Source organism: Neisseria sp. HMSC070H10, assembly GCF_001837635.1.
Classification (GTDB): Bacteria; Pseudomonadota; Gammaproteobacteria; order Burkholderiales; family Neisseriaceae; genus Neisseria; species Neisseria subflava_A.
The window spans coordinates 235,512-256,625 of the sequence record NZ_KV833385.1 but is presented as its reverse complement, the minus strand read 5'-3'; the positions used below and the strand labels follow the sequence as shown (position 1 = coordinate 256,625).

The 21,114-nt window shown below is 49.7% G+C and carries 22 protein-coding genes and 2 tRNA genes; 14 read left to right on the top strand and 10 right to left on the bottom strand.

All coding sequences use genetic code 11. The features are described from left to right. The first annotated feature begins 2 nt into the window (after positions 1–2). The 10 genes from HMPREF2606_RS09940 to nqrM all read left to right on the top strand — a co-directional run bounded on the left by HMPREF2606_RS09940 (position 3) and on the right by nqrM (position 9,800). Entirely contained in the window at positions 3–362 is a 360-nt protein-coding gene (locus HMPREF2606_RS09940; protein WP_070822674.1) for a YbaN family protein, read from the top strand. 441 nt (positions 363–803) lie between these two features. Next, positions 804–2,222: a sodium:proton antiporter gene (locus tag HMPREF2606_RS09935; RefSeq protein ID WP_070822676.1), complete on the top strand. Its 1,419-nt coding sequence runs from the start codon at positions 804–806 to the stop codon at positions 2,220–2,222. A 337-nt stretch (positions 2,223–2,559) separates the two neighbouring features. After that, entirely contained in the window at positions 2,560–3,903 is a 1,344-nt protein-coding gene (locus HMPREF2606_RS09930) for a Na(+)-translocating NADH-quinone reductase subunit A (RefSeq protein WP_070615826.1), read from the top strand. Between the two features lie 2 nt (positions 3,904–3,905). Continuing rightward, entirely contained in the window at positions 3,906–5,138 is a 1,233-nt protein-coding gene (locus HMPREF2606_RS09925) for an NADH:ubiquinone reductase (Na(+)-transporting) subunit B (protein ID WP_070843589.1), read from the top strand. Then, positions 5,131–5,907 carry a Na(+)-translocating NADH-quinone reductase subunit C gene (locus tag HMPREF2606_RS09920; RefSeq protein WP_003748805.1) on the top strand — a complete coding sequence of 259 codons (777 nt, stop codon included), beginning with the start codon at positions 5,131–5,133 and terminating at the stop codon, positions 5,905–5,907. The genes HMPREF2606_RS09925 and HMPREF2606_RS09920 overlap by 8 nt, the downstream gene beginning before the upstream one ends. Then, positions 5,907–6,533, top strand: a complete 627-nt coding sequence (locus tag HMPREF2606_RS09915) for an NADH:ubiquinone reductase (Na(+)-transporting) subunit D (protein ID WP_070713501.1) — start codon at positions 5,907–5,909, stop codon at positions 6,531–6,533. Before HMPREF2606_RS09920 ends, HMPREF2606_RS09915 begins: the two co-directional genes overlap by 1 nt. A 3-nt stretch (positions 6,534–6,536) precedes the next feature. Next, a complete protein-coding gene (gene nqrE, locus HMPREF2606_RS09910; RefSeq protein WP_003684365.1) occupies positions 6,537–7,130 on the top strand; it encodes an NADH:ubiquinone reductase (Na(+)-transporting) subunit E in 594 nt (197 codons plus the stop codon). Positions 7,131–7,143: 13 nt separating this feature from the next. Further along, positions 7,144–8,361, top strand: coding sequence for an NADH:ubiquinone reductase (Na(+)-transporting) subunit F (gene nqrF / locus HMPREF2606_RS09905; protein ID WP_004519569.1), 1,218 nt, complete (start codon positions 7,144–7,146; stop codon positions 8,359–8,361). Between the two features lie 132 nt (positions 8,362–8,493). Next, the gene (locus tag HMPREF2606_RS09900; RefSeq protein WP_083297198.1) at positions 8,494–9,561 is read left to right on the top strand and encodes an FAD:protein FMN transferase; all 1,068 of its coding nucleotides are present in this window, start codon (positions 8,494–8,496) and stop codon (positions 9,559–9,561) included. A gap of 17 nt (positions 9,562–9,578) precedes the next feature. Further along, positions 9,579–9,800, top strand: a complete 222-nt coding sequence (gene nqrM / locus HMPREF2606_RS09895) for a (Na+)-NQR maturation NqrM (RefSeq protein ID WP_003680888.1) — start codon at positions 9,579–9,581, stop codon at positions 9,798–9,800. A gap of 224 nt (positions 9,801–10,024) precedes the next feature. Here nqrM and rpmG read toward each other — a convergent pair whose 3' ends face one another. The 6 genes from rpmG to HMPREF2606_RS09860 form a co-directional block, all read right to left on the bottom strand. Then, positions 10,025–10,180 carry a 50S ribosomal protein L33 gene (gene rpmG, locus HMPREF2606_RS09890; RefSeq protein WP_003684373.1) on the bottom strand — a complete coding sequence of 52 codons (156 nt, stop codon included), beginning with the start codon at positions 10,178–10,180 and terminating at the stop codon, positions 10,025–10,027. Between the two features lie 30 nt (positions 10,181–10,210). After that, positions 10,211–10,444 carry a 50S ribosomal protein L28 gene (rpmB, locus tag HMPREF2606_RS09885; protein WP_002216391.1) on the bottom strand — a complete coding sequence of 78 codons (234 nt, stop codon included), beginning with the start codon at positions 10,442–10,444 and terminating at the stop codon, positions 10,211–10,213. 250 nt (positions 10,445–10,694) lie between these two features. Continuing rightward, positions 10,695–12,023, bottom strand: coding sequence for a branched-chain amino acid transport system II carrier protein (brnQ, locus tag HMPREF2606_RS09875; RefSeq protein WP_070713505.1), 1,329 nt, complete (start codon positions 12,021–12,023; stop codon positions 10,695–10,697). A 1-nt stretch (position 12,024) separates the two neighbouring features. Next, complete coding sequence (locus HMPREF2606_RS09870) at positions 12,025–12,921, bottom strand: segregation and condensation protein A (RefSeq protein WP_070713506.1); 897 nt, start codon at positions 12,919–12,921, stop codon at positions 12,025–12,027. A gap of 92 nt (positions 12,922–13,013) precedes the next feature. Next, positions 13,014–13,481, bottom strand: a complete 468-nt coding sequence (locus HMPREF2606_RS09865; protein ID WP_070713509.1) for a hypothetical protein — start codon at positions 13,479–13,481, stop codon at positions 13,014–13,016. A 13-nt stretch (positions 13,482–13,494) separates the two neighbouring features. Beyond that, a complete protein-coding gene (locus HMPREF2606_RS09860) occupies positions 13,495–14,271 on the bottom strand; it encodes a tRNA threonylcarbamoyladenosine dehydratase (RefSeq protein WP_070713512.1) in 777 nt (258 codons plus the stop codon). Between the two features lie 186 nt (positions 14,272–14,457). Here HMPREF2606_RS09860 and HMPREF2606_RS09855 point away from each other — a divergent pair, with 186 nt between their 5' ends. Then, positions 14,458–14,922, top strand: a complete 465-nt coding sequence (locus tag HMPREF2606_RS09855; protein ID WP_003680896.1) for a universal stress protein — start codon at positions 14,458–14,460, stop codon at positions 14,920–14,922. A gap of 77 nt (positions 14,923–14,999) precedes the next feature. On the opposite strand, the gene hemL is transcribed toward HMPREF2606_RS09855, so the two are convergent. Then, on the bottom strand, positions 15,000–16,283 hold the full coding sequence (gene hemL, locus HMPREF2606_RS09850; RefSeq protein ID WP_070713517.1) for a glutamate-1-semialdehyde 2,1-aminomutase: 1,284 nt from the start codon (positions 16,281–16,283) through the stop codon (positions 15,000–15,002). Between the two features lie 198 nt (positions 16,284–16,481). Between hemL and HMPREF2606_RS09845 the strand changes: the two genes are divergently transcribed. The 3 genes from HMPREF2606_RS09845 (at position 16,482) to HMPREF2606_RS09835 (ending at position 19,811) form a co-directional block, all read left to right on the top strand. Then, the gene (locus HMPREF2606_RS09845) at positions 16,482–16,877 is read left to right on the top strand and encodes a hypothetical protein (protein WP_004519559.1); all 396 of its coding nucleotides are present in this window, start codon (positions 16,482–16,484) and stop codon (positions 16,875–16,877) included. Between the two features lie 71 nt (positions 16,878–16,948). Then, positions 16,949–18,271 (top strand): tRNA (N6-isopentenyl adenosine(37)-C2)-methylthiotransferase MiaB, encoded by a 1,323-nt coding sequence (gene miaB / locus HMPREF2606_RS09840; protein WP_004519557.1) that lies wholly within the window; start codon positions 16,949–16,951, stop codon positions 18,269–18,271. Positions 18,272–18,500: 229 nt separating this feature from the next. Then, entirely contained in the window at positions 18,501–19,811 is a 1,311-nt protein-coding gene (locus HMPREF2606_RS09835; RefSeq protein ID WP_070843588.1) for an NCS2 family permease, read from the top strand. 83 nt (positions 19,812–19,894) lie between these two features. Here HMPREF2606_RS09835 and HMPREF2606_RS09830 read toward each other — a convergent pair whose 3' ends face one another. The 3 genes from HMPREF2606_RS09830 to HMPREF2606_RS09820 form a co-directional block, all read right to left on the bottom strand. Next, the gene (locus HMPREF2606_RS09830) at positions 19,895–20,452 is read right to left on the bottom strand and encodes a hypothetical protein (protein WP_070843596.1); all 558 of its coding nucleotides are present in this window, start codon (positions 20,450–20,452) and stop codon (positions 19,895–19,897) included. Positions 20,453–20,845: 393 nt separating this feature from the next. Further along, a tRNA-Glu gene (locus tag HMPREF2606_RS09825) sits at positions 20,846–20,920 on the bottom strand. 12 nt (positions 20,921–20,932) lie between these two features. Further along, positions 20,933–21,009, bottom strand: a tRNA-Arg gene (locus tag HMPREF2606_RS09820). Positions 21,010–21,114 lie beyond the last annotated feature (105 nt).

The window sequence follows — 21,114 nt, the reverse complement described above, 5'->3', positions numbered from 1 at the left end:
AGATGGTTCGCTATTTGTTGATTTTTTGCGGCGCATTGTCGCTCGTCTTGGGCATTATTGGCATTTTCCTGCCATTACTGCCGACTACGCCTTTCATTTTATTGACCGCCGCCTGCTGGGCAAAAGCTTCGCCGCGCTTTCACAATTGGCTCTATCATCACCGCTATTTCGGCCCCATCATACAAAACTGGGAAAACAACGGCGCCGTGCCGCGTAAGGCAAAGTTTTTCGCTATCGGCATGATGGCCCTTTCTTGCCTGTTTATGTTTTGGCAATTTCCGGAACGCTGGTGGATTGGTGCCGTATCATCAATCTGTTGCAGCTGCGTGGCGGTGTGGATGTGGTTACGGCCGGAGGCATAAAATAAAACAGGTAGGCATTTTCGCTCACCTGTTTTTGTTTTCATACCCAATTTATCTGTCAAAACAATCAGTAACACCTAAAACACCCTATTCAACCCTTATTTTTCAGACGGCCTTTATTTATTCAATCAAATGTAAATTTTAGCTAAAATTAATTCAAAGTATTTTTTCGATAGTATTATTTTTGAGATTTCAAGCTCCTGTTTCAAAAACATTTTTTTACTACTTCCAACTACTCCCATCGCTTTTATTTCTTTATTTGTATCAACATTTCTTTAGATTCCAACACTCTAAACCGTCCCTTAACACTTGCTTTGCGTTATACTTTCCCCTGACACAACCGCGCAGTTCGTCTGGGTATTTTCAGACGGCCTGAATATTTCACCGCCGTGCTTTCTCAACGAAGTTCCTCACGGCGCAACAGAATAAAAAGGAAATACTATGCGCTATCTCTCATTTTTACTGCTTCTTGCCGCCTTTCCTGCTGCGGCATCCGATTTTGACGGCTCATCCGCAAGCCTGCTTTGGGGTCTGCCGTTTGCACTGATTCTCTTGTCCATTGCACTCGGACCTCTGTTTTTCTCCCGTATTTGGCACCACCACTTCGGCAAAATTACAGCGTTTTGGACGCTGCTGTTTTTAACGCCGTTTATCATAACCTTTGGTTTCGGAGCCGGCGTGCATACCGTTGCCCATGCGTTGGTTGAAGAATATATCCCCTTTATCCTGCTGCTTTTGGCGCTCTATACCATTTCAGGCGGTATTTTTGTCAGCGGCGATTTGCATGGTTCGCCTAAATTGAACACAACCCTGTTGGCAGTCGGCACGGCTTTGTCATCCATCATGGGGACGACAGGCGCGGCGATGTTGATGATTCGTCCGCTTTTGAAAGCCAACCATAAACGCCACTACCGCGTTCACATCGTGATTTTCTTCATTTTCTTGGTGGCGAATATCGGCGGCGGTCTGACTCCTTTAGGCGATCCTCCGCTGTTCTTAGGATTCCTGAAAGGCGTAGATTTCATGTGGACGGTCAAACACATGCTGATGCCTGTATTGATTAGTTCTGTGATTTTGCTGGCCGTTTTCTACATCATCGACAGCCGACACTTCAACCGCGAACAAAGCGAACACCTTGCTCCTGCTCCTTCCGATAAAGAAGAAAAAGTCAAAATCTATGGCAAATGGAATTTTCTGTTACTGGCCGGTGTTGTCGGCGCGGTTTTATTGTCCGGCTTGTGGAAACCAAATCATCCGGGCTTTGAAATCTTGGGCAGCCATTACGCCTTGCAAAACCTGATGCGCGATGGCATTTTGCTGGCTTTGACCGCCGTATCTTGGATTATTACGCCCAAACAGGTACGCGCAGGTAATGAGTTCAACTTCGAGCCGATTGCCGAAGTGGGCAAACTGTTTTTGGGTATTTTCATTACCATTTCGCCTGTTTTAGCGATTTTGAAAGCCGGCGAAACAGGCGCATTGGCTTCCGTTGTTTCTTTGGTTCACGACGCGGCAGGCAATCCGATTAATGTGATGTATTTCTGGATGAGTGGCATTCTGTCGGCATTCTTGGATAACGCGCCGACTTATTTGGTGTTCTTCAATATGGCCGGTGGCGATGCCCAAGCTTTGATGACAGGCCATCTGTTCCATTCGTTGCTGGCAGTATCCATGGGTTCCGTATTTATGGGTGCGCTCACTTATATCGGTAATGCGCCGAACTTCATGGTCAAAGCCATTGCCGAACAACGCGGCGTACCGATGCCTTCCTTCTTCGGCTACATGGCATGGTCGGTAATTGTATTGGTACCGCTGTTTGCCCTGCATACGATGATTTTCTTCGTTTGGCAGCTCTTTTAAACTTAGAGGCCGTCTGAAATTCAGACGGCCTTTTATTTTCAGCTATATCATCAAATATAGCGTTTAAATATCAATCAGTTAAAAATCATCCCCCTTAACACTCGATTACACATTCCTACTTTTTTCCCACTTTTCCCGTAAAAATAAGCGTAAAACTGACATAAAGCAGCCTATACCTGATAAAATCTAAAGCTTTGTTGTTTGCGTTTATTCGTTGTTTTTATAGCAAACCTCTGCTTTTTTCAGACGGCCCATCCTTTGTTTCAAATCATTACATGCCGTCTGAAAAAACAATCCGACATCCGAATCTCAACCCACCAAAAAGTAACGCATCCTTATGATTAAGATAAAAAAAGGCTTAGACCTGCCTATCGCGGGCAGACCGGAGCAAGTCATTTATGACGGCCCGGCCATTACCGAAGTCGCGTTGCTTGGCGAAGAATATGTCGGCATGCGCCCCTCGATGAAAATCAAGGAAGGCGAAGCCGTCAAAAAAGGCCAAGTGCTGTTTGAAGACAAAAAGAATCCGGGCGTAGTATTCACTGCTCCGGCTTCAGGCAAAATCGCCGCGATTCACCGTGGCGAAAAGCGCGTACTTCAGTCAGTCGTGATTGCCGTTGAAGGCAACGACGAAATCGAATTCGAACGCTACGCACCTGAAGCGCTGGCAAAATTGAGCAGCGAAGAAGTGCGCCGCAACCTGATCCAATCCGGTTTGTGGACTGCGCTGCGCACCCGTCCGTTCAGCAAAATCCCTGCCGTTGATGCCGAACCGTTCGCCATCTTCGTCAATGCGATGGACACCAATCCGCTGGCTGCCGATCCTACGGTCATCATCAAAGAAGCCGCCGAAGACTTCAAACGCGGCCTGTTGGTATTAAGCCGCCTGACCGAGCGTAAAATCCATGTATGTAAAGCAGCCGGCGCAGATGTGCCGTCTGAAAATGCTGCCAACATCGAAACACATGAATTTGGCGGTCCGCACCCTGCCGGTTTGAGTGGCACACACATTCATTTCATCGAGCCAGTCGGTGCGAACAAAACCGTTTGGACCATCAATTATCAAGATGTAATTGCCATTGGCCGTTTGTTTGCAACAGGCCGTCTGAACACTGAGCGCGTAATTGCCTTGGGTGGTTCTCAAGTCAACAAACCCCGCCTCTTGCGTACCGTTTTGGGTGCGAAAGTATCGCAAATTACTGCGGGCGAATTGGTTGACGCAGACAACCGCGTGATTTCCGGCTCGGTATTGAACGGCGCGATTGCACAAGGCGCACACGATTACCTCGGCCGCTACCACAATCAGATTTCCGTTATCGAAGAAGGCCGCAGCAAAGAGCTGTTCGGCTGGGTCGCGCCACAACCGGACAAATACTCCATCACGCGCACAACCCTCGGCCATTTCCTGAAAAACAAACTCTTCAAGTTCAACACAGCCGTCAACGGCGGCGACCGCGCCATGGTACCGATCGGCACTTACGAGCGCGTGATGCCATTGGATATCCTGCCTACCCTGCTCTTGCGCGATTTAATCGTCGGCGATACCGACAGCGCTCAGGCACTGGGTTGCTTGGAATTGGACGAAGAAGACCTCGCTTTGTGCAGTTTCGTCTGCCCGGGCAAATACGAATACGGCCCGCTGTTGCGCAAGGTGCTGGAAACCATTGAGAAGGAAGGCTGATTATGGGCTTGAAACATTTTCTTGAAAAAATCGAACCGCACTTCCTGCCGGGCGGCAAACATGAAAAATGGTATGCCCTCTATGAAGCTGCGGCGACGATTTTCTACACATCCGGCGCGGTAACGCGCAAAGCGGCCCACGTCCGCGATGCGCTCGACTCCAAGCGCATGATGATTTTGGTATGGCTGGCTTTGTTCCCCGCCATGTTCTACGGTATGTACAACGTCGGCGTACAGGCATTCGGTGCGTTAACGCCTGATTTGCTGCAACAAAATATCGCCAACGACTGGCATTACGCCCTTGCCAACGCTTTGGGCATCAATATGTCGTCTGAAGCGGGCGTGTTGGGCAAAATGCTGTTCGGCGCGATTTTCTTCCTGCCGATTTACGCGACTGTATTTGTTGTGGGCGGCTTCTGGGAAGTTTTGTTCGCCACTGTGCGCAAACACGAAATCAACGAAGGTTTCTTCGTGACTTCGATTCTGTTTGCTTTGATCGTTCCCCCTACCCTGCCTTTGTGGCAAGCGGCTTTAGGTATTTCTTTCGGCGTTGTGGTTGCGAAAGAAGTATTCGGCGGTACAGGTAAAAACTTCATGAACCCTGCTCTTGCAGGCCGTGCCTTCTTGTTCTTCGCCTATCCTGCGAATATTACCGGCGACACCGTTTGGACTGCGGTTGACGGCTATTCCGGTGCCACTGCTTTGGCCCAATGGGCGGCACACGGTGCAGACGGCCTGCAAAATGCCGTTACCGGTAAATCCATCACTTGGATGGATGCGTTTATCGGTAACGTGCCCGGTTCAATCGGCGAAGTATCCACTTTGGCGCTCTTAATCGGTGGCGCGTTTATCGTGTTCACCCGTATTGCCTCTTGGCGCATTATTGCCGGCGTGATGATCGGTATGATTGCCATGTCTTCGCTGTTTAACTTCATCGGTTCGGACACCAATCCGATGTTCAGCATGCCTTGGTATTGGCATCTGGTTGTCGGCGGCTTTGCCATCGGTATGCTGTTTATGGCGACCGACCCTGTTTCCGCTTCCTTTACCAATGTCGGCAAATGGTGGTACGGCGCGTTAATCGGCGTGATGTGCGTATTGATCCGCGTGGTCAACCCTGCTTACCCCGAAGGCATGATGTTGGCGATTCTGTTTGCCAACCTGTTTGCCCCGATTTTCGACTATTTCGTCGCACAAGCGAACATCAAACGCAGAAAGGCGCGCAGCAATGGCTAAGAAATTCGATAAAGACAGCTTCAGCGGCACGCTGATTGTGGTATTGGTTGTCAGCCTGATTTGTTCCATCATCGTTGCCGGTGCGGTCGTCGGCTTGAAACCCATCCAAGAGAAACAAAAACTCCAAGACAAACAAGGCTATATCTTGAGTGTAGCCGGTTTGATGGATAAAAACACCGACATCAGCAAAACCTTTGCCGAGCGTATCGAGCAACGCGTTGTCGATTTGGCAACCGGCGAATACGTGAAAGATGCGCCGAAAGACTTCAGCGCACGCATCGCAGGCAAAGACCCTGCCCAAAGCATCCAAATCAAACCCGAAGACGATTTGGCCGGCATCAAAAGCCGTGCCAAATACACCGAGGTTTATCTGGTAAAAGGCGATGACGGCAAAGTCAGCCAAATCATCCTGCCTATGCACGGCAACGGCTTGTGGTCTGTTATGTACGGCTTTGTCGCCATCCAACCCGATGGCAACACCATCAACGGCATCACCTACTACGACCAAGGCGAAACCCCGGGCTTGGGCGGCGAAATCGGCAATCCGTTGTGGCAACAAAAATTCGTCGGCAAAAAACTGTTTGACGAACAAGGCAAACTCGCCCTGCATGTCGGCAAAGGTGCAAGTTCGGACAAAGAACACGGCGTAGATGCCCTCTCCGGCGCATCGCTGACATCTAAAGGCGTGCAAGGTTCGTTCGCCTACTGGTTCGGCGAAAACGGCTATATCCCCTACCTGAACAAATTGAAATCAGCAGGAGCACAATAATGGCTGACATGAAACGCTTGAAATATTTGATGTTTTCACCCTTTATCGACAACAACCCGATTGCCTTGCAGGTTTTAGGGATTTGTTCGGCTTTGGCGGTTACCACCAAGCTTCAGACGGCCATCGTGATGGGTATTTCCGTAGCTTTGGTAACCGGTTTTTCCAGCTTCTTCATTTCTTTGGTACGCAACTATATCCCCAACAGCATCCGTATTATCGTGCAAATGGCGATTGTTGCTTCCTTGGTAACGCTGGTTGACCAACTGCTCCAAGCTTTTGCCTATGAGCTGTCCAAACAGCTGTCCGTATTCGTCGGCCTGATTATTACCAACTGTATCGTGATGGGCCGTGCCGAAGCATTTGCCATGAAAGAGCCTCCTTTGGAGAGCTTGGTTGACGGTATCGGCAACGGTGCAGGTTACGGCCTGATGTTGATCATCATCGCAACCATCCGCGAACTGATCGGCTCAGGCAAGCTCTTTGGCTACACCATTTTCCAAACTGTACAAGATGGCGGCTGGTATCAAACCAACGGCTTGTTCTTGCTCGCCCCTAGCGCGTTCTTCATCATCGGCTTCTTGGTATGGGGTCTGCGCACTTGGAAACCTGAACAGGCGGAGAAATAAGACATGGAACATTACTTAAGCCTCTTTGTAAAATCCGTCTTTCTGGAAAACATGGCACTTTCCTTCTTCTTAGGGATGTGTACATTTTTGGCAGTATCTAAAAAAGTATCCACTGCATTCGGTTTGGGCGTGGCTGTAACTTTCGTACTCGGCCTGTCCGTCCCTGCCAACCAACTTGTTTACTCGCTGTTAAAAGACGGCGCGCTGGTTGAAGGCGTGGATCTGACCTTCCTGAAATTCATCACCTTCATCGGCGTGATTGCCGCTTTGGTGCAAATTTTGGAAATGTTCTTGGACAAATTCGTCCCTGCCCTCTACAACGCATTGGGTATCTATCTGCCTCTGATTACCGTAAACTGCGCGATTTTCGGTGCCGTATCGTTTATGGCGCAACGCGAATACAACTTCGGCGAGTCCGTTGTATACGGTTTCGGTGCAGGTCTGGGCTGGCTTTTGGCTATTGTCGCTTTGGCGGGCATTACCGAAAAAATGAAATATTCGGATGTCCCTAAAGGCCTCAAAGGCTTGGGCATTACCTTTATCGCCGCTGGCCTGATGGCAATGGCGTTTATGTCGTTCTCCGGCATCCAGTTATAAGAAAGGAATCGGCATGGAGATTATTTTAGGTATTGTGATGTTTACCCTCATCGTCTTGGTTTTGGCACTGATGATTCTGTTTGCCAAATCCAAGTTGGTGAGCGAAGGCGACATCACCATCAAAGTCAATAACGAAAAAGAGCTGACGATGCCTGCCGGCGGCAAACTGCTGGGTGCGCTTGCCAGCCAAGGCATCTTCGTTCCTTCCGCCTGCGGTGGCGGCGGCTCATGCGGTCAGTGCCGCGTTGTCGTGAAAAGCGGCGGTGGCGACATTCTGCCAACCGAGTTGTCCCACATCAGCAAACGCGAAGCGCGCGAAGGCTGCCGTCTGTCTTGTCAGGTCAACGTTAAAACCGACATGGACATCGAAGTACCAGAAGAAGTATTCGGCGTGAAAAAATGGGAATGTACCGTCATCTCGAATGACAACAAAGCAACGTTCATTAAAGAACTCAAGCTTGCCATTCCAGAAGGCGAAGAAGTTCCTTTCCGCGCCGGCGGCTACATTCAAATTGAAGCCCCTCCTCACACTGTTGCCTATAAAGACTTCGACATTCCTAAGGAATACCACGAAGACTGGGACAAATACAATCTGTGGCAATACGTTTCCAAAGTGGACGAGCCGATTTTGCGTGCCTACTCCATGGCTTCATATCCAGAAGAAAAAGGCATCATCATGCTGAACGTGCGTATCGCCACGCCGCCTCCGCGCGTACCTGATGCGCCTCCGGGACAAATGTCGTCTTACATCTGGTCGCTTAAACCCGGTGATAAAGTAACGATTTCCGGTCCGTTCGGCGAATTCTTCGCCAAAGACACCGATGCCGAAATGGTATTTATCGGCGGTGGTGCGGGTATGGCTCCGATGCGTTCCCACATTTTCGACCAGCTAAAACGTTTGAACTCCAAACGTAAGATTACCTTCTGGTATGGTGCACGTTCTAAACGCGAGATGTTCTATGTCGAAGACTTCGACCAACTCGCAGCAGAATTCCCGAACTTCACATGGCACGTCGCTCTGTCCGACCCATTGCCTGAAGACAACTGGGACGGTTACACAGGCTTCATTCACAACGTGGTTTACGAAAACCACCTGAAAAACCACGAAGCACCGGAAGACTGCGAATTCTACATGTGCGGCCCTCCAATCATGAACCAGTCCGTGATCAAAATGCTCAAAGACTTGGGCGTGGAAGACGAAAACATCCTTTTGGACGATTTCGGCGGCTAACAGACAAAAAGGAAGAAACTTCGGTTTCTTCCTTTTTTATTGGCAGGCCGTCTGAAAACCATACTTTCAGACGGCCTGAACCTTTCTTTTACGATACAATAAAGGCTTCAAAAAATAATCCGCAAATCCCTTATGCCGTTTCTTTCAAATTCATTTTACCGTCCGATAATCGGTTGTACCGTTGCCATCGTTTCCGCACTCACGCTCTCTGCCTGCCAACCTGAAAAACAACAAACCATTACCCTGCAAGGCGAGACCATGGGCACGACCTATACTGTCAAATATCTTTCAGACGGCCAAGACAAACTCCCCTCCCCCGCCGAAATACAAAAACGCATTGATGATGCGCTTAAAGAAGTCAATCGGCAAATGTCTACCTACCAGACCGATTCCGAAATCAGCCAATTCAACCAGCTGCGCACTGTCAATCAGGCCATGCCCATTTCCCAAGACTTTGCCTATGTAACCGGCGAAGCCTTGCGTTTAAACAACCTGACGCACGGCGCACTAGACGTAACCGTCGGCCCCTTGGTCAACCTTTGGGGATTCGGTCCGCAAAAAGAAATCACGCACGAACCGACTGCACAAGAAATCCAACATGCTTCAGAAATGGTCGGTACGGACAAACTCAAACTTTCCCAAGACGGACAGCAGCCTACACTGGCGAAAACCCATCCCGAAGTCTATTTAGACCTATCCTCCATTGCCAAAGGCTTTGGTGTGGATAAAACCGCCGCCGAACTTGAAAAACTCAATATCGGCAATTATTTGGTAGAAATTGGAGGCGAGTTGCATGGTAAAGGCCGCAATGCGCAAGGCAACCCTTGGCGTATCGGCATCGAGCAACCCAATATCGTTCAAGGCGGCGCCACTCAAATCACCATTCCATTGGACAATAAATCACTGGCCACATCCGGCGACTACCGCATTTTCCATGTCGATAAGTCAGGCCGCCGCCTTTCCCATATCATCAACCCTAAAACCAAACAACCCATCAGCCACAACCTTGCTTCCATCAGCGTAGTCGCTGAAAACGCCACACTTGCAGACGGCCTTTCAACCGGCTTATTCGTCCTCGGAGAAACCGAAGCACTTAAACTTGCTGAGCAAGAAAATCTCGCCGTTTTCCTTATCATCCGGACCCCGCAAGGCGGCTACCATACTAAAATGTCCAGCGCATTCAAGAAATTACTAAACTAACCTTCAGGAATACACACATGAAAACCCTCCTCCTTACTTTCGGCATTTTTATCATTGTCATCCTCGGCATGGCAGTCGGCTATATCTTCTCCAAACGCACCATCAAAGGCAGCTGCGGCGGCATTTCCTCTCTCGGCATGAAGAAAATGTGCGATTGCGACACGCCATGCGATACCTTGCAAAAAGAGCTGGATAAAAAACAACATTCCGACAACCAAGGCATCAAAGTCGATCATTAAGTCATTGTTGAATGTTTATTAGTGATTTAAGACTGCTTATCCCCTATCAGGCCGTCTGAAAAATAAAAGAGCGTAATCCCAATGGATACACGCTCTTTGTATTTTGCCTCTTCCAAAGCAATCCAAAAATATCTTGCATACACATTTGAAACAAGCCTCCCAAACCAATCGAGAAAAAAGAAAAGCTCCTGAAAAACAGGAGCTTTTTCTTGGAAGAAACCGGATTATTTCAATTTAGTTTCTTTGTAAATAACGTGTTTACGGGCTACTGGGTCAAATTTTTTGATTTCCAGTTTGCCAGGCATAGTACGTTTGTTTTTAGTAGTTGTGTAGAAGTGACCAGTACCAGCACTGGACTCCAGTTTGATTTTATCGCGCATTGCAGTAATCCTTAATTAATGGTGTTTAAATTAAGCTTCGCCGCGAGCACGCAAATCAGCCAATACGACATCAATGCCTACTTTATCGATGGTGCGCAATGCAGCGTTAGAAACGCGCAGGCGAACCCAGCGGTTTTCACTTTCTACCCAGAAACGACGTGATTGCAAGTTAGGCAAAAAACGACGTTTGGTTTTGTTGTTGGCGTGTGATACGTTATTGCCAGACATCGGGCGCTTACCGGTCACTTTGCAAACTCGTGCCATGGTTAGTCTCCAAACTTCTAAAATAGTAAAACGCGATTTATACCACGAAATCCGCCTTCAGTTCAAGTCGTTTGCTGAAAAAACGGGATTTGTGGAAATAAATCTTCTCAATATGTTGCATCTGCGAAACGGTATTCCGCAAAGCCTTAACTTTTCAATTATAACGGATTTCTTTAAAAAAATCATCTGTCGTTTGCGTGGTCGGCGAAATAAACAGGCCGTCTGAACATTTCAGACGGCCTGTTTATCATCATGCTTTTTTCTTCAACGCCGCATTCAAAATGCAGCCGAGTATAAAGCAGGCTAAAGAGGGAACAACCCACCCTAAACCGATATTGTAAAACGGCAATGCGCGCTCGATGGCAGCCGCGGTTTCGGCATCAAATCCAAACGCGGCCTTATAGGCATCGAGCAAGCCGACCATAAGGGCCGCCATCATGGTGCAGAAATAGACAATACGGCCGCCGCCAAACAGTTTATCTGTCAAGGCCAACAAAATGATGACGATGGTCAGCGGATACAACAGCATCAACATAGGGATGGAAAACTGCAAAATCGCTGACAGGCCTTTGTTGGCCAACAGGATAGACACCACCGTATTCAGTATCACAAAGATTTTATAAGAAATACCCGGGTAAAGACGGTTGAAATATTCGGCGCATGAAGTAATCAAGCCAACCGCCGTACTCAGACAGGCAAGCAACACCATGACACCAAGCAACACAATACCGGCCGTACCGAAATAGTGCTGTGCGGTTTTAGACAAAACCGACGCGCCGTTTTCCTGCAAGCCGATACCGGCCACACCTGTCGCGCCCATATAGCCGATAAACAGGTAAACCACTGCCAAACAAGAAGCCGCCAACACACCGGAAATCGTCGTGGTCTTCAGTAAGTCCGCGCGGTTGTCCACGCCCATGGCGCGAACGGCATCGATGACGATAATGGCAAACACCAGCGAAGCCAGCGCGTCCATGGTGCCGTAGCCTTCCAAAATGCCTTTAACCAACGGATGAGTGGCAAAATCGCCTTGCGCCGCCTGCGGCATGCCCATCGGATTAATGGCGGCATAGCCGACCAATATCGCGATTGATAACAACAAAACAGGCGTGAGGATTTTACCGATACGGTCAACCAGCTTCCCCGGAGAAATCGACAGCCAATAAGTCATGCCGAAAAACACCAGGCTGAATACGGCTAATGCAATGTTTTTCCAAGATTCATCAATGAATGGGGAAATCGCGGTTTCAAAAGACACTGTCGCCGTACGCGGCATTGCAAACAGAGGGCCGATTGCCAGATAAAGTGCGGTGGCAAAAGTCACGCCGTACCAAGGCGCAACGCGGGAAGCCAATGCCTCCACATCGCGCGAGCCGGAATAGCCGACGGCAATCACGCCCAATAATGGCAAACCCGCCCCGGTCAGCAGAAAGCCGAACATGGCCGAAAGCCAGTTTTCACCGGCCTGCTGTCCCAAAAAAGCAGGAAAAATCAGGTTCCCCGCCCCAAAAAACAGGGCAAACAGCATTAAGCCCACCGCCCATAAAGAAGCTTTGTTATGACTTGTCGTCGAATTCATTTTAGTTCTCTTTTTTCAAATTTTCGTTATCGGTTTCATCGGCTTCAAGGCCGTCTGAAAACATTTTGGCTTCGTTTGTTTCCAAACCGTCTTTCAGGCTGATTTCGATTTCACCATAATTTTCAGGCTGCACGATACGCACCAAGCCTTCTTTAGCCAATTCCAGCAATGCAATAAAATTGACCACCACATATGTCGCGCCCTGATCCGGCTTAAACAAATCGCTGAACTTGCTGATACCGCTTTCGTTCAAGCGACGCAAAATCGCCGTCATCTGCGCGCGCACGGAAATGGTTTCCCGCACCACTTCATGACTGCGCGTATGCTTGGCGCGCGACAAAATACCCAACCAAGCCTGCGTCAAATCGGCAACATACACTTCCGGCAACTTCGCTTCGACCGCGATTTCCAGCGGCAGATAAGCCCAAGCAAAATCACGTCCGGCACGCGGCAACGCATCCAACCCCTGAGCCGCCAGTTTCATCTGTTCGTAAGCCAACAGACGGCGCACCAACTCGGCACGCGGATCCGCCTCTTCATCCTCAACTTCTTCGGGACGCGGCAACAGCAGGCGCGATTTAATTTCAATCAACATCGCCGCCATCAGCAGGTATTCTGCCGCCAAATCAAACTGATATGCTTCCATTTGGGCAATATAGTGCAGATACTGCTCGGTAATCTTCACCATCGGAATATCGAGGACATCGATATTCTGCTTGCGGATGAGGTACAGCAACAAATCCAACGGCCCTTGGAAGCTGCTCAATACCACCTTCAACGCATCAGGCGGAATAAACAAATCCTGCGGCACATCAGTGACAGGCTGACCGAACACCCACGCAACGGTATGTTCAGACGGCGTTGCTGCAGTGGAAGAGATAAGGTGTTCTGAAGGCATGGTTAAAGAGTCTTTTTCTTTTTAAGTTTAGTAAGAAGTTTCATCAACAAAAGGCCGTCTAAAACGGGGACAACCCGTTTTTAATATAAAAATCAGCGTTTTTTACGATTGATTTGCAAAGAAACAATGGCGATGGCAAAGGTCTGGGCCAAGGCCATGCCCAACAGCGGCAGACTGGCGAAAACCGTACCCGTCAGTACTGAGCCGATATCGCGGGACAATACAAAACCATCCCTCGCAAGCATCGCCACTATCAAAGCCAACAGCAGCAAACTTTCGCAGCCGACCAAAAACCAAATCATTTTAACCGAACGGCGTTTGCGCCATTTCATGATCCCGGCGTGTAAAAGGCTGAATATCACGACGGACAGAAACGGATAAAGAAAAGTGGTGAATGGGCGGTCATAACCGCTTTGCACACACAAATAATCGCCCGGCAGCGTATTGCATTCCATCACATCGAGAAACATCGGATCGACGGCATACATCAACACGCCGAACCATACCGCATAAATCAGACTGGCGATAAAGTAGGCTTTAAAAAATCGGCTCTTCACCATCTTCCCCTACCCCTCACTTCCGCCCTGCGATATGCTCCACCGCAGCCTGCGCGCAATACAGCCCAAACGAAGCCGTTACCAGCATACTCGCCCCATAGCCCGCGCAGGACAAACCTTGCGGCGCGGCATCGGTCGAACACGCTTCGCCGGATTGCGGCGGCGTAATATTCTCGGTTGAATAAACGCAAGGCACGCGCATTTTTTCTTTGGTATCGCGGCTGAAGCCGTAGCGTTTGCGCAAGGTGTAGCGTAGGTTGGAAAGCAGCGGATCATGGGTAACGCGGCTCAAATCGGCGGTTTGAATCAAAGCCGGATTTTTCTGTCCGCCCGCGCCGCCGCTGATAATAAACGGTTGTTTATGTCGCACGAAATATGCCGCCATCGCCGCTTTGACACGGATTTGGTCAATGGCATCGATGACAAAATCAAAAGGCCGTCTGAAAAGCTCGTCCAGATTGTCTTCGGTAACAAAATCTTCAATTTCCGTTACTTCGCATTGCGGATTGATTTGGGCAATGCGTTCGCGCAAAGCGGTAACTTTTGCCTTACCGAAATCATCGGTCAAAGCGTGCAACTGACGGTTGACATTGGACTCGGCAACGTTGTCCAAATCAATCAGCGTTAAACGACCGATACCGCTCCTCGCCAAAGCCTCTACCGCCCACGAGCCGACGCCGCCGACGCCGACCACGCACACATGCGCACGCGAAAAGCGCGCCAGTGCTTCGTCTCCGTAAAGTCTGGTAATGCCGCCAAAGCGGCGCGAAGAAAGAAAAGCGGCGTCCTGCATAAGTAACCTTGTGATATATCAATAAATTAATGAAAAACGCCACAGGCGATTCGGACAGACATTATACTTGAAAGCAGATGGGCTGTTGTACCCGCCCGAAAGAGTTTATAATCGTTTCACATTCAGACAAGTTCTGATTTCATATTAAACGAAAGTGCCGCTACTCGGCGCAAAAGGAGAATAAATATGTACAAACATCTAGTTGTAGCCGTTGACGGTAGCGAGACCTCCCTCAATGCATTGAAACACGCCGCCGAACTGGCAAGCCTCAACAAAGCCCAACTGACTTTGGTTCACGTTGCCAACCCTGCCGAATACATGGCTTTGGCTCCTGAATTCCTGCAACACGAAAGCTACGAAGCCGCCGCAGTGGCTCAAGGCAACGAAGTTTTGGATTTCGCAGAAAAAACAGCGCGCGAAAGCGGCGTTGAAAATATCGTGAAACACCTGTTGGTTGCCAACAAAGGCGCGCGCGAAATGGCGCAAGACTTGGTTGACTACGCCGACAATAACGGCGCAGACCTGCTGGTACTCGGCACACACGGCCGCACCGGCCTGATGCACCTGCTGATGGGCAGCTTCGCCGAGACCGTAATGCGTCAAAGCCACCTGCCTCTACTGATTATCCGCAGCAAAGCCGAAGAAGCATAATCAAGCATTGATTTAAAATAGCGAAAGGCCGTCTGAATATTTTTCAGACGGCCTTTTTTCACATGACAGCTTTAACTTTATTTCGCCATTTCTTTGAACACTTCGTGTGCCGCAGCAATGGTTTCGTCAATCAGCTCGGGCGTATGCGCGGCGGAAACAAAGCCGGCTTCATAAGCTGACGGGCCGAATGCGACATTGCGGTCGAGCATACCATGGAAGAAATGTTTGAAACCTTCAATATTGGAACGCGCCATGTCGGCATAGTTTTGCGGCGTATGGTTGGCAAAATACAGACCGAACATGCCGCCCACGCTGTCTGCCGTAAATTCAACGCCGTGCGCTTTGGCCGCGTCGGCCATACCGTTGGCGAGGCGTTGGGTCAAGGCAGTCAGGTTTTCATAGAAGCCTTCGCGCTGAATGATTTCCAGCGTTTTCAAACCGGCCGCAACCGCAATCGGATTGCCGGACAAGGTGCCTGCCTGATACACGCCGCCCAACGGGGAAATACATTCCATAATGTCTTTACGGCCGCCGAACGCCGCCAAAGGCATGCCACCGCCGATTACTTTGCCCATGGTGGTCAAATCGGGTTTGATGCCGTGCAAAGATTGCGCGCCGCCCAGCGCCACGCGGAAGCCAGTCATCACTTCGTCGTAAATCAATACGGCACCGTGTTTTTCGGTCAATTCGCGCAAGGCTTTAACAAAGGCTTCAGACGGCCTAACCAGATTCATATTGCCGACAAATGGCTCCAAAATCACACAGGCAATGTCATTGCCGCTTTGTGTAAAGGCTTCTTCCAGTTGGGCGATATTGTTGTATTCGAGTACCAAGGTGTGTTTGGTAAAGTCGGCAGGTACACCGGCGGAAGAAGGATTGCCAAACGTCAGCAGACCGCTGCCTGCTTTAACCAACAGGCTGTCAGAATGGCCGTGGTAGCAGCCTTCAAACTTGATGATTTTGTCACGGCCGGTAAAACCGCGTGCCAGACGGATAGCGGTCATCGTCGCTTCCGTACCGGAGCTGACAAGGCGCAGCTGCTCGACCGACGGCATGATTTTGGCGATTTCTTCGGCAATGACAATTTCGCCTTCAGTCGGCGCACCAAACGACAAACCGCCCAATGCCGCTTCGCGCACGGCTTCAATGACTTCAGGGTGGGCATGGCCGACAATCGCAGGGCCCCAAGAGCCGACATAGTCGGTATAACGCGTGCCGTTTTCGTCCCAAACATACGCGCCTTCTGCCTTTTTGATAAAGCGTGGCACACCGCCGACGCTGCCGAATGCGCGCACAGGAGAGTTCACGCCGCCGGGAATAATGGCTTTGGCGCGGTTGAACAAGCTTTCATTACGGTTCATGGTCAATTCTTTCGTAAGAGGTCATCTGAAAATCAAATCGGTGCCATTTTAACACCAAATCCTTTTCAGACGGCCCAAGCTTCAAAATAAGAATCGGGCGCAAAATCAAAATTATTCTTTAAAAACAAACACTCTATCCACATTTTTCCTGCTTGTGCTATAATCCGCGACCTATTGAAACAATAAAAGAAAAGCATCATGTTACGCGGATTCATACTCAGCCTCGCCCTTTTGGCGTCCTCCCTCGTCCATGCACAACGCAGCCTGCCCGACGATATGGACGTGGCCGTTTTAAAGACTGTCGATCTGCCTTATCTGAAAGTCAGCAAAGGCGGTTTTTCTTGGACGCGCCTGCTGACCTTGGGCATTGTGGACGGCAATGCGGCCAAACTGCAAATCACGCGCTTTACCAAAATCCACGATGAAAACGACCGTTTTATCCCCATGGGCCGCCTGCTGAATCAAACCGGCAAAGCCGTCGCGTTCAAATACAACGAAGAAAGCCGCCTCGTCCGCGAAATCTGGATTCTGACCGATGCCGAGGCCGACAGGTTTGCCGCACACGCCAAAGCGCAAAAACAGGCGGAAGAATAACTTTCAGACGGCCCGGGTATTCAAAGGCCGTCTGAACCCTTTTACAACAAGCAAGTCAATCAAAACAAACCATGAAAAAAGTATTTATCCGCACCTTCGGGTGCCAAATGAACGAGTACGACAGCGAAAAAATGCTGTCCGTCCTCGCCGAAGAACACGGCGGCATCGAGCAGGTTACCCAACCTGACGACGCCGACATCATCTTGTTCAACACCTGCTCCGTGCGTGAAAAAGCACAAGAGAAAGTCTTCTCCGACTTAGGCCGCGTACGTCCGCTCAAAGAGAAAAACCCAAACGTAATCATCGGTGTTGCCGGCTGCGTTGCCTCTCAAGAAGGTGAAAACATCGTCAAACGCGCTCCGTATGTGGACGTGGTTTTCGGTCCGCAAACACTACACCGCCTGCCCAAACTCATCGTCGATAAAGAAACCACCGGCCTGTCTCAAATCGACATTTCCTTCCCCGAAATCGAGAAATTCGACCACCTGCCGCCTGCGCGCGTAGAAGGTGGTTCGGCATTCATTTCCATTATGGAAGGCTGTTCCAAATACTGCTCTTACTGCGTCGTCCCTTACACCCGCGGCGAAGAATTCTCCCGCCCGCTCAACGACGTATTGACCGAGATTGCCGGTTTGGCACAACAAGGCGTTAAAGAAATCAACCTCTTAGGCCAAAACGTCAATGCCTATCGCGGCGAAATGGAAAACGGCGAAATCTGCGACTTTGCCACCTTATTACGCATCGTCCACGAAATCCCGGGCATCGAACGCCTGCGCTTTACCACCAGCCATCCGCGCGAATTTACCGATGCGATTATCGAGTGCTACCGCGACCTGCCCAAGCTGGTTTCCCACCTGCACCTGCCGATTCAAAGCGGTTCCGACCGCGTATTGAGCGCAATGAAACGCGGTTACACCGCCTTGGAATACAAATCCATCATCCGCAAGCTGCGCGCCATCCGTCCTGATTTGTGCCTCAGCTCCGACTTTATCGTCGGCTTCCCGGGCGAGACCGAGCGTGAGTTCGAGCAAACCTTGAAACTGGTCAAAGACATCGCCTTCGACTTGAGCTTCGTCTTTATTTACAGTCCGCGCCCCGGTACGCCTGCCGCCAACCTGCACGACGACACGCCGCACGAAGAAAAAGTGCGCCGCCTCGAAGCTTTGAACGAAGTCATCGAAGCCGAAACCGCGCGCATCAACCAAACCATGGTCGGCACGGTTCAACGCTGCTTGGTCGAAGGTATCTCCAAAAAAGACCCTGACCAACTGCAAGCCCGTACCGCCAACAACCGCGTGGTCAACTTTACCGGCACACCTGACATGATCAACCAAATGATCGATTTGGAAATCACCGAAGCCTACACCTTCTCCCTGAAAGGCAAACCGGTATAAGCACACACAAACAAAGGCCGTCTGAAACTGTTCAGACGGCCTTTATCTTGGTTCGGCACGGCATTATCTGATTCATGTATTTTTATTACCCGAACAAAAGGCTTTTCAGTATAATACCGCCCGAAAATTCCCTTATCTGTTGAGAAGTTAAGGCCAAAAACCAAACTTTTTGCAGACCAATCCGACGATGCCGTCCCGCAAGCGGCTTTCCCAAAAGGAATATTTTTAAATGAGTTCTTCAAATCAAAGCGTTTTGGAACGATTGTTCAACCTGAGCGCCAATCAGACCAACGTCCGCACTGAAATCATGGCCGGTTTGACCACCTTCCTCGCCATGTGTTACATCATCATCGTCAACCCCCTGATTTTGGGCGAAACCGGCATGGATATGGGCGCAGTATTTGTGGCCACCTGTATCGCCTCCGCCATCGGCTGTTTCGTGATGGGCTTTGTCGGCAACTACCCGATCGCCCTCGCGCCGGGCATGGGCTTGAACGCCTACTTTACCTTTGCCGTCGTCAAGGGCATGGGCGTGGACTGGCGTGTGGCTTTGGGTGCCGTTTTCATTTCAGGCATCATTTTCATCCTGTTCAGCTTCTTTAAAGTGCGTGAAATGCTGGTCAACGCCCTGCCTATGGGCTTGAAAATGTCGATTGCCGCAGGTATCGGCCTCTTCTTGGCATTGATTGCGCTCAAAGGCGCAGGCGTGATTGTGGCCAATCCTGCCACATTGGTCGGCTTGGGCGACATCCATCAGCCTACCGCCCTGCTGGCGATGGCAGGCTTTGTCATGGTGGTTGCACTTGGCCACTTCCGCGTCAAAGGCTCCATTATCATTACCATTCTGACGCTGACCGCCGTCTCCACCGCCTTGGGCTTGAGCAAGTTCAAAGGCGTGGTCGGCGAAGTCCCGAGCATTGCGCCGACTTTCATGCAGATGGACTTCAAAGGCTTGTTCACCGTCAGCATGGTCAGCGTGATTTTTGTATTCTTCCTGGTTGACCTGTTTGACTCTACCGGCACCTTGGTCGGCGTTTCCCACCGCGCAGGCCTGTTGCAAGACGGCAAACTGCCGCGTTTGAAACGCGCTCTGCTTGCCGACTCAACCGCCATCGTTGCAGGCGCTGCCTTGGGTACGTCTTCTACCACCCCTTACGTTGAAAGCGCGGCAGGTGTTTCTGCCGGCGGCCGTACCGGCCTGACTGCTGTTACCGTCGGCGTCCTGATGCTGGCCTGCCTGATTTTCTCCCCGCTGGTTCAAAGCATTCCTGCATTCGCTACTGCTCCCGCCCTGCTCTATGTTGGCGCGCAAATGTTGCGCAGCGCGCGCGAAATCGATTGGGACGACATGACCGAAGCTGCACCGGCATTCCTGACCATCGTCTTCATGCCGTTTACCTACTCGATTGCCGACGGTATTGCGTTTGGCTTTATCAGCTACGCACTCATCAAACTCTTGTGCAACCGCACCCAAGACGTACCGCCTATGGTATGGATTGTCGCCGTATTGTGGGCATTGAAATTCTGGTTCTTAGGTTAAACCATTCAAACGAACAGGCCGTCTGAAAACTTTTCAGACGGCCTGTTTTATTTTACCCAGCGTTTAAAGCTGTCGGTAAAAAATTATTTTTTTGCTTTTTTAGCGGCTGGTTTAGCAGCAGCTTTCGCGCCTTTGTCCAATGCGCAGAAGCGGGTAACGATTTGATCAACCACTTCTTGTTTGCCGTTTACTTCGGTAGTACCGCGGATAGTCAGCATGTTGCCGTCAACTTTGTCTACGTTGGCTGCAGTGGCAGCTTCAGCAACCCAAGCAACATTACCGCCCCAGAATGCGTTTACATCTTTGCTGCTGTCAGTGATACGGAACAGGTTTTCAGTTAGTTGACCTTTGTATTTTACTTGGGCGGCAACAACTTCGTTGCCTTTGAAGCCGTACATGACGCTCAGAGGCTCTTTGCCGTCTTTACCGCATTTGTAGTGAACTTCTTTAGTACCGTCGATAGAGTCTACTTTCAAAGTATTAGGTACTGGAGCTTGAGCTTGTTGAGCCTGAGCTTGAGTTTGTTGTTGCGCAGTAGGCGCAGCTTTGGCTTCAGGTTTGGCTTTAGAACCGCTGCTACATGCAGTCAGGGCAACAGCCGCCAAAACAGCAGGAACGATTAATTTAACATTCATATTCATAATTGACTCCCAAATGGTTTCAATAAAAAACCGGCAAACGCCGGCTGACATTTACACATTAACAGAGATATTCCGTCTTGTCTTTATCTCAGACGGCATTTTTTAAGAAAAGTTCAAATAAATATTTTTATATTATAAAATCAAATAATTATAAATATGAAATCATGTAAATTCAGGTTTGGGAATTTTTAAGATGAATACTATTGTCAATAAATCGGGTTTTGACAATAGTAAAATAAGATTGAAAAACACATAGAACGACAAAAAGTCTGGGCAATTGATTTTACACACTTCTGTCTCTTGAGTTGCTAAGCGTTTCAGACGGCCTTAGAGCACAAACAGTAAATGCAATAAAAAAACGCAATCTAAAACAGATTGCGTTTTTTTGAAAACTGGCACGCCCACGGGGAATCGAACCCCGGTTACCGCCGTGAAAGGGCGATGTCCTAACCGCTAGACGATGGGCGCGGATAAATCTTGTGGCGCACCCGGAGCGATTCGAACGCCCGACCCTCTGGTTCGTAGCCAGATACTCTATCCAACTGAGCTACGGGTGCATCCTCATCACTTCGCTAGTGCGTTGTGAATCAAGAAGACCGAATAATATAGGCTTTCCTAAAACCTGTCTACCCTTTTCACGGATATTTTTTATATTTTTATTT

Excerpts from the sequence above, each read along its gene's own strand:
- HMPREF2606_RS09940 (WP_070822674.1), top strand. The coding sequence starts at position 3 with ATGGTTCGCTATTTGTTGATTTTTTGCGGCGCATTGTCGCTCGTCTTG.
- HMPREF2606_RS09935 (WP_070822676.1), top strand. The coding sequence starts at position 804 with ATGCGCTATCTCTCATTTTTACTGCTTCTTGCCGCCTTTCCTGCTGCG.
- HMPREF2606_RS09930 (WP_070615826.1), top strand. The coding sequence starts at position 2,560 with ATGATTAAGATAAAAAAAGGCTTAGACCTGCCTATCGCGGGCAGACCG.
- HMPREF2606_RS09925 (WP_070843589.1), top strand. The coding sequence starts at position 3,906 with ATGGGCTTGAAACATTTTCTTGAAAAAATCGAACCGCACTTCCTGCCG.
- HMPREF2606_RS09920 (WP_003748805.1), top strand. The coding sequence starts at position 5,131 with ATGGCTAAGAAATTCGATAAAGACAGCTTCAGCGGCACGCTGATTGTG.
- HMPREF2606_RS09915 (WP_070713501.1), top strand. The coding sequence starts at position 5,907 with ATGGCTGACATGAAACGCTTGAAATATTTGATGTTTTCACCCTTTATC.
- nqrE (WP_003684365.1), top strand. The coding sequence starts at position 6,537 with ATGGAACATTACTTAAGCCTCTTTGTAAAATCCGTCTTTCTGGAAAAC.
- nqrF (WP_004519569.1), top strand. The coding sequence starts at position 7,144 with ATGGAGATTATTTTAGGTATTGTGATGTTTACCCTCATCGTCTTGGTT.
- HMPREF2606_RS09900 (WP_083297198.1), top strand. The coding sequence starts at position 8,494 with ATGCCGTTTCTTTCAAATTCATTTTACCGTCCGATAATCGGTTGTACC.
- nqrM (WP_003680888.1), top strand. The coding sequence starts at position 9,579 with ATGAAAACCCTCCTCCTTACTTTCGGCATTTTTATCATTGTCATCCTC.
- rpmG (WP_003684373.1), bottom strand. The coding sequence starts at position 10,180 with ATGCGCGATAAAATCAAACTGGAGTCCAGTGCTGGTACTGGTCACTTC.
- rpmB (WP_002216391.1), bottom strand. The coding sequence starts at position 10,444 with ATGGCACGAGTTTGCAAAGTGACCGGTAAGCGCCCGATGTCTGGCAAT.
- brnQ (WP_070713505.1), bottom strand. The coding sequence starts at position 12,023 with ATGAATTCGACGACAAGTCATAACAAAGCTTCTTTATGGGCGGTGGGC.
- HMPREF2606_RS09870 (WP_070713506.1), bottom strand. The coding sequence starts at position 12,921 with ATGCCTTCAGAACACCTTATCTCTTCCACTGCAGCAACGCCGTCTGAA.
- HMPREF2606_RS09865 (WP_070713509.1), bottom strand. The coding sequence starts at position 13,481 with ATGGTGAAGAGCCGATTTTTTAAAGCCTACTTTATCGCCAGTCTGATT.
- HMPREF2606_RS09860 (WP_070713512.1), bottom strand. The coding sequence starts at position 14,271 with ATGCAGGACGCCGCTTTTCTTTCTTCGCGCCGCTTTGGCGGCATTACC.
- HMPREF2606_RS09855 (WP_003680896.1), top strand. The coding sequence starts at position 14,458 with ATGTACAAACATCTAGTTGTAGCCGTTGACGGTAGCGAGACCTCCCTC.
- hemL (WP_070713517.1), bottom strand. The coding sequence starts at position 16,283 with ATGAACCGTAATGAAAGCTTGTTCAACCGCGCCAAAGCCATTATTCCC.
- HMPREF2606_RS09845 (WP_004519559.1), top strand. The coding sequence starts at position 16,482 with ATGTTACGCGGATTCATACTCAGCCTCGCCCTTTTGGCGTCCTCCCTC.
- miaB (WP_004519557.1), top strand. The coding sequence starts at position 16,949 with ATGAAAAAAGTATTTATCCGCACCTTCGGGTGCCAAATGAACGAGTAC.
- HMPREF2606_RS09835 (WP_070843588.1), top strand. The coding sequence starts at position 18,501 with ATGAGTTCTTCAAATCAAAGCGTTTTGGAACGATTGTTCAACCTGAGC.
- HMPREF2606_RS09830 (WP_070843596.1), bottom strand. The coding sequence starts at position 20,452 with ATGAATATGAATGTTAAATTAATCGTTCCTGCTGTTTTGGCGGCTGTT.